The following is a 6000-nucleotide window of genomic DNA, read 5'->3' as shown; positions in this document are numbered from 1 at the left end:
GCTACACGCCCGCCGCCGCGCGCGTGGGCGGCCCGCCCCCCCCGCCCCCCCGGCGGCGGGGCCGCCGCTTCAGGGTCCCGGTGGTGCTGGAAGAAAAGATCTCGCCAGCAATCCAGCGTGACGCGATCGAAGCGTTAGCCGCCCGGCGGAGTTACTACATCCCGCCGGGCAAGTGGCCGGACAGCGGCTGGATCGAAGACCTCGATGTGTCCGGGAGGAACTTTCAGCGGACGATCATGGCGGCCATCTCCCACGTGGAGAAAGGCGGAGCCAAGGCGATCCTCGTATGGAAGTACTCCCGGTTCGGCGCTGTCGCAACTGGTGCATCACTCCGACCGCGGCGTTCAACTCGAGTTCAAGGGGTCGTCGCAACACTGCTGTTCAGCAGCGAGTTTAAATGATCGCTGAAGGCTTCTGCAGGCGTCTTCCATCCGAGGGTCTTTCGCGGCCTGGTGTTGAGCGCGGATGCTACGGCCACCAACTCCTCGGCATTCCACCGTGACAGGTCGGTGCCCTTGGGGAAGTACTGGCGCAGCAGGCCGTTGGTGTTTTCGTTGGTGCCACGCTGCCAGGGGCTGTGAGGGTCGGCGAAATAGATTTTCAGGCCGGTGTCGATGCGCAGTTGAGCATGCTGGGCCAGCTCCGTTCCACGGTCCCAGGTCAGTGAGCGGCGTAGCTGCTCGGGCAATCCGGTGATCTCTTTGGCGATCGCATCTCGCACGGCTTCGGCGCCGCGGCCGGCCAGCGCCGGGCCGTTCTTCACGCGCTCCTCAATGCCGTAGCCCCCCATCCGGGGCAGGTGCAACAGCAGGGTGAACCGAGTCGCGCGCTCCACCAGAGTGCCGATCGCGGAGCGGTCGGCGCCGATGATGAGGTCGCCTTCCCAATGGCCTGGGACGGCGCGGTCCTCCACCTCAGCGGGCCGCTGACTGATCACCACGTCCGGCGTGACATGGCCGCTGGTTTGACGCCGGCTGCGGGCACGTGGGACACGCAGCGCACGACCGGTGCGCAGGCAGGCGACCAGCTCGCGTTTGAGCGCTCCGCGGCCTTGAATGAACAGGGCCTGGTAGATCGCCTCGTGCGAGATGCGCATGGACTCATCCTCGGGGAAGTCCGCCTTGAGTCGGTCGGAGATCTGCTCAGGACTCCACGACAGCGCCCACAGGCGGTCTCGACGCCGGGGCTTGTTACGGCCCTTCCAGGCTGAAGGCCGCGGACCGGTTACCGGTTTGCCGTCCGGACACTGGAGCTGACCGGCTAACCGGACCTGCACGTACTCCCGCAGCTGGTCATTGGCCACCAGTTTCGGTGTCTTGGGGCGCCGCGCCATCAGCTCGGCTTTCCACTGCGCGATCGATGCCCGGTAGTCCAGGCGGCCACCCCGCGTGGCGGCATTGCGCCGCAGTTCCCGCGAGATGGTTGATGGCGACCGGCCCAGACAGCGCGCGATCTCGCGAACGCCCTTGTGCTGAGCCTTGAGCAGGGCGATCTCCTCGCGCTCGGTGAACGACAGGTACCTGCCTGATGGCGGGCTGAGTTCGATCAACGGCATGCCGCCACCCTCGCGGAACCACCGGGACCCGACCGGTCCCGACACGCCGCACGCAAGAGCGGCATCCTCGCTAGTCAGTCCCTCGGCGATCTTCTTCCAGAACGCTCGCTCCACGTCCCTACGGATCGGGGGCCGTCCCGGCGACCGCATTGCCGGACGTCCCGTGCGAGTCGTCATCCACCCCGCTGGTCTTCCCATGCAACACCTCCGGTTCAAGGTGTTGCGACGACCAGTTGAACCCACCCAATACCTGTCCATCCCTACACCGAGCGCCTGGCCCAGGCCGGCGCCCTCAGCTCGGTGGGGAGCCGCGGTGATTCCTATGAAAACGCCCTCGCCGAATCCTTCAACGGCATCTTCAAGGCTGAGCTGATCCGTCGCCACGGCCCCTGGACCGGACTCGACGCCGTGGAACTGGCAACGCTCGAATACCTCGACTGGTACAACCACCGAAGGCTGCACACCGCCTGCGGCCACCAGCCGCCAGCGGAGTTCGAAGCCATCTACTACCGTCACAACCACAACCCCGTCACGACAGCAGAAACCCAGTAGGCAGCCGTCCATAAAACCCGACGTTCTACCAAGTTACGGGACCTGTCACGATATGCGAGATTGTGCACGTTTGTCCTGGCTCAGTGGAACTGACGCGGCTCAGCCAATCCGATGCCGTGACTCACCGGATCTGATGCGGGCTCAGTAAAAGTGATGCGCGACCGCTGTCTGGCATGTGATGATCAGCGCTGCTTCATGGTTGTCGTGGGACATGGTGAGGGCGCTGTCGTGTCGGTGCGGGCAGGAGAAGGCGGTGCGGGGTTAGGGCGCTTGCCCCGGTTCTACGCGCATCACCGTCATTGAGCAAGCCAGATCAACGGCAAGTCATGATCAGCACAGCCTCGGGAAGGAACTCGAACGATGATCATCCGGGAGTGCCACGAGGACGACCTTTCCTTGCTGGAGCACCGCATCCCCTCGGGCCGCACCCGCGTTCACGAAGTCCGCTTCCATCGCCAGCAACAGGGACTGAGCACGTTTCTGACCGCCTGGATCGATGACATCCCAGTGGGACACGGGGAGATTCGGTGGCGCGGATGCGCGGCTGCCGAAGTGCACGAACGATACCCCGACTGCCCCGAACTCAACGGCCTGGCCGTCTGGCCGCCCGACCGACAATCCCAAGGCATCGGCACCACCATCATCCAGGCCGCCGAGGCTATCGCCGCTCAACGCGGCAACCACTACATAGGCCTGGGCGTGGATGACCACAACCCCCGCGCGGCCGCGCTCTATCTCCGGCTCGGCTACGAGGAAACTGGCTGTCTATACCTCGACCGCTACCACTACATCGACGACCATGGCATCCGGCACGAAGTCGCCGACCCATGCCGGTTCCTGATTAAGCCGCTACGAACACGGATGATCAGCAGTTCTTGAGGTGAGCTCGTCGGAAACTCCTCGTCAGACCCGGCTGCGCATCCTGAACGCATCACTTTCACTGAGCCAGCCAGGTCCATGGCGGATCAGGAGAACTGATGCCTCCAGCTCAGAGCGTTGTCGGGACATCATTTCCACTGAGCCGAGACACGGGAATCGGCGACCCGGGGAGTGCCCCGTCTCATCCGGAACGAAGCAGTCTCATCAGAGGTGAGGATCCTGTCGGCCGTCTCACCGACTGGAGGCAGTCGGTGCCCCTGCTTGCAGTCCTCTCGTGCCGAGGAAAGCAGGAGATCAACAAACAGGACACGGCGTTGGCGGTGATCGTAGGATCGTGTGCGTGGATCTGGACGACATCGCCGCCCGGCTCGGGGTACCCGTCGAGGAAGTTGTCCGCGTGCACCGGCTCGCCAGCGACCCGCAGTCGGCTCCGCTGCCCGCCAAGGTCGACGCGGCCGCGATCCTCGACCGGCTCGCGGTGCGGCCGGACGACGCCGCCGAGATCATGGCGGGCTGGCCCGACCCCGACTCTCCCCTGTGGACTCCGGAGCTGCGCTGGCTGCTCGATCGCTCGATCGCTCTGGTCCGCGCCGACCTCGGGGGGCACGGCTGGCTGTCGCCCGGTCCGGAGCTACCGCGCGAACGGGGCCCCGCCTGGCGGCATTTCTACGTGTACGTGTACCTGGCCCTGGTCGACGTCGTCAGGGGGTACCACCGGGACCACGGTATCGCCGATGCCGTGTCGTGGGTGACTCTCGCGGATCTGGGCCGCAATCTTGCGATCGACCGGCGGATGCAGCGCGAGGGCTGGCCGGTCATGCAGAGCTGGCTGACGCTGCACGCGCGCGGCGGCATCTACGAGCTGGGCCGGCTGCAGCACCAGCGCGGCGGCACCACCATCGACCTGCACATCCCCGAGTCGGGGCCGATGACCCCGGAGGCGGTCGCGGCGTCGCTCGACGAGGCCCGCGCCTTCTTCCCACGCCACTTTCCCGACGAGCGCTACACGACCTTCTCCTGCGGCTCGTGGCTGCTCGACCCGCAGCTACTGGAGTACCTGCCCGGGGACTCCAACATCATCAGGTTCCAGCGGAGGTTCGAGCTGGAGCCCTACGAGGAGCCGGAAGGGCAGGACGCCGACGTCGAGGTGCTGCGGTTCGTGTTCCGCACCCTGACGACGCCGCTCGACCAGCTGCCGCGCCGCACCGTGCTCCAGCGCGCGATCGTCGACCACCTGAAGGCCGGTCGCCACTGGCACATCCGCCGCGGCCGCTTCCCAATCTAGCCGGGCCGAGACGTCCACAGATCCGCCTCATGATCAATGAGAGGGGCATCAGCCATTCGTCTCGCCGATTCTGAGGCGCCGCAGTTCAAGGAGGTCTCATGCCTCAAGTCCAACGAGACAGGACAGGAAGCATCCCTAACCCGGTTGTTCCTGCCTCATGGAAGTTCAGGCCCAGGCTCCGGAGTGTGGGGAGGCTAACGCGCGCACGCGCGATGTAGTGGCGGAAGGGGTGGGCCGGCAAGTCTCAGCCGGAGTACGTGCGTCGGTACCACCGGGTGCCTGCCTACTGGGCGACCGGATGATCGTTTACGGTAGGCAAGCGCGCCGTCACTTGTTCCAGGCCACCAGGAATTCTGCCAATGAGATGCGCCCGTCCACGTCCCCATCGTGCTCGTCCGAGACCTTGAAGATCGAGTCGAGCTCCGTGGCGGTGACCTCCTCGCCGCGCGCGTTCATGGCGAGCGCGAACTCATCGCGCGTGATGTATCCGTCCCCATCGCGGTCGAACTCCTGGAACGTGGCGGTCGGGTCGTCAAGATCCGGCATGGGTAACCTCTCATCGTGCGATCCATGCGATGTACGGACAAAGCAACATCGAAGCACGAGCCTGCACCCCACGCTAGGGATGACGGACCTAAAGACGCCAGTGGCGGTACGAGCGCGGCCATCGCACGCTGATCGTTGGCAAGGGCGACAAGCCGAAGACGCGGAAGGTCCCGCTGGCCGCCGCGCACGCGATCGACGTGTATTTGCTCGACCGCGCGCAGCGCGCAGGAGTGGCGGTGAAGCAGCTGAGCGGGCCGCTGTTCGCGTCCACTTCGGGGCGGCGGCTCGACCGCAAGGACGTGTACAAGCTGCTAGAACGCACGGGCCGCCAGTCCGGGATCTCGGACTGCACCCGCACCAGCTGCGACACACGTTCGCAACCCTGGCGGAGGAAGCAGGTGTCAGCGTGAAGAAGATCCAGGAGGCGCTCGACCACGTGAACTCCTCAACCACCGACATCTACCTGACCACCGCCAGACGGCTGGAGGACGACCCGTCCGACTTGGTCGCCGCGGCGATCGAGTAAGGGCAATCTGCACGGGGCTGCAGCCATGCCCGGCGTACGCTGCCCGGACATGAGGGGGCAGGGATTCCAATCCCTTATAGCGAGACGGTATTAGACAATGACTTGACGAGAATTGTCTAGCCGAATACACCGATGAGCTATCAGGAATGGGCACTAGGGGGACGCGATTCCACTAACATAAGTGCTGCCTTCCCCTGCGAAGACGACTCGGCGCTGGACGTCTGTGCCGAGTAAGGAGGGAGGTGCTGGCATGGGGGGTCAAGGCCCCGACGGCTGGGATATCGCGCAGAAAGTGCTGATCTGCTTAGAGATCGCGCTGGTTGCGCTACAGCTAACCATGATCCTGCGGCCCAGCTAGCCTCACAGAAGGCCGCTGGACCGCAGAAGCGGCGTGGAGGGGGCTCCTCGATGGTTTGACGGGCCTCGGTGGAGTTCCCTCCCGTCGTGGTCCAGCGAGAGTACCCGCTGGCATGTCTCGTATCTTAGCAAGGCGTCGCGTAAGGCGGGCCGCACTTTGCCTTACGCATCGAATACGACAGGCTATTTATCTCGGGCGACTCTTTGGCTACCGGAACCGCTGCGTTATGGTTTCGACTACAGCGATGCCGTATAGCGTTCCAACGCCTTTGGCTTATGGTTGTGCAGCCGACTACGCCA

At 64.9% G+C, this 6000-nt stretch carries 6 protein-coding genes and 1 pseudogene; 5 read left to right on the top strand and 2 right to left on the bottom strand.

The annotated features are described in order from the left end of the window. The coding region (locus tag AB0H84_RS52760; protein WP_357622178.1) for a recombinase family protein at positions 1–401 on the top strand (401 nt) is incomplete at its 5' end. Here the strand turns inward: AB0H84_RS52760 and AB0H84_RS52755 are convergent. Continuing rightward, positions 356–1732: an IS30 family transposase gene (locus AB0H84_RS52755; RefSeq protein WP_357622176.1), complete on the bottom strand. Its 1377-nt coding sequence runs from the start codon at positions 1730–1732 to the stop codon at positions 356–358. The two genes, AB0H84_RS52760 and AB0H84_RS52755, sit on opposite strands and share 46 nt — an antisense overlap. An 84-nt stretch (positions 1733–1816) precedes the next feature. Here AB0H84_RS52755 and AB0H84_RS52750 point away from each other — a divergent pair. The 3 genes and pseudogenes from AB0H84_RS52750 to AB0H84_RS52740 all read left to right on the top strand — a co-directional run. Continuing rightward, positions 1817–2107: pseudogene (locus AB0H84_RS52750) on the top strand (integrase core domain-containing protein); the annotation flags it as partial. 360 nt (positions 2108–2467) lie between these two features. Continuing rightward, on the top strand, positions 2468–2986 hold the full coding sequence (locus tag AB0H84_RS52745; RefSeq protein WP_357622174.1) for a GNAT family N-acetyltransferase: 519 nt from the start codon (positions 2468–2470) through the stop codon (positions 2984–2986). A 340-nt stretch (positions 2987–3326) separates the two neighbouring features. Continuing rightward, complete coding sequence (locus tag AB0H84_RS52740; RefSeq protein WP_357622172.1) at positions 3327–4271, top strand: acyltransferase domain-containing protein; 945 nt, start codon at positions 3327–3329, stop codon at positions 4269–4271. Positions 4272–4598: 327 nt separating this feature from the next. Here the strand turns inward: AB0H84_RS52740 and AB0H84_RS52735 are convergent, their stop codons facing one another. After that, positions 4599–4817, bottom strand: a complete 219-nt coding sequence (locus tag AB0H84_RS52735) for an EF-hand domain-containing protein (RefSeq protein ID WP_357622170.1) — start codon at positions 4815–4817, stop codon at positions 4599–4601. Here AB0H84_RS52735 and AB0H84_RS52730 point away from each other — a divergent pair. Further along, positions 4726–5343, top strand: coding sequence for a site-specific integrase (locus tag AB0H84_RS52730; protein WP_357622167.1), 618 nt, complete (start codon positions 4726–4728; stop codon positions 5341–5343). The two genes, AB0H84_RS52735 and AB0H84_RS52730, sit on opposite strands and share 92 nt — an antisense overlap. Positions 5344–6000 lie beyond the last annotated feature (657 nt).

The sequence above is a fragment of the Nonomuraea sp. NPDC050786 genome (assembly GCF_040654115.1).
Taxonomy (GTDB): Bacteria; Actinomycetota; Actinomycetes; order Streptosporangiales; family Streptosporangiaceae; genus Nonomuraea.
The sequence above is the reverse complement of the archived record's forward strand: the minus strand, read 5'-3'. Positions and strand labels throughout refer to the sequence as shown.

Coding starts and splice junctions, on each gene's coding strand:
- AB0H84_RS52755 (WP_357622176.1), bottom strand. CDS start 1,732: ATGACGACTCGCACGGGACGTCCGGCAATGCGGTCGCCGGGACGGCCC.
- AB0H84_RS52745 (WP_357622174.1), top strand. CDS start 2,468: ATGATCATCCGGGAGTGCCACGAGGACGACCTTTCCTTGCTGGAGCAC.
- AB0H84_RS52730 (WP_357622167.1), top strand. CDS start 4,726: ATGGCGAGCGCGAACTCATCGCGCGTGATGTATCCGTCCCCATCGCGG.
- AB0H84_RS52735 (WP_357622170.1), bottom strand. CDS start 4,817: ATGCCGGATCTTGACGACCCGACCGCCACGTTCCAGGAGTTCGACCGC.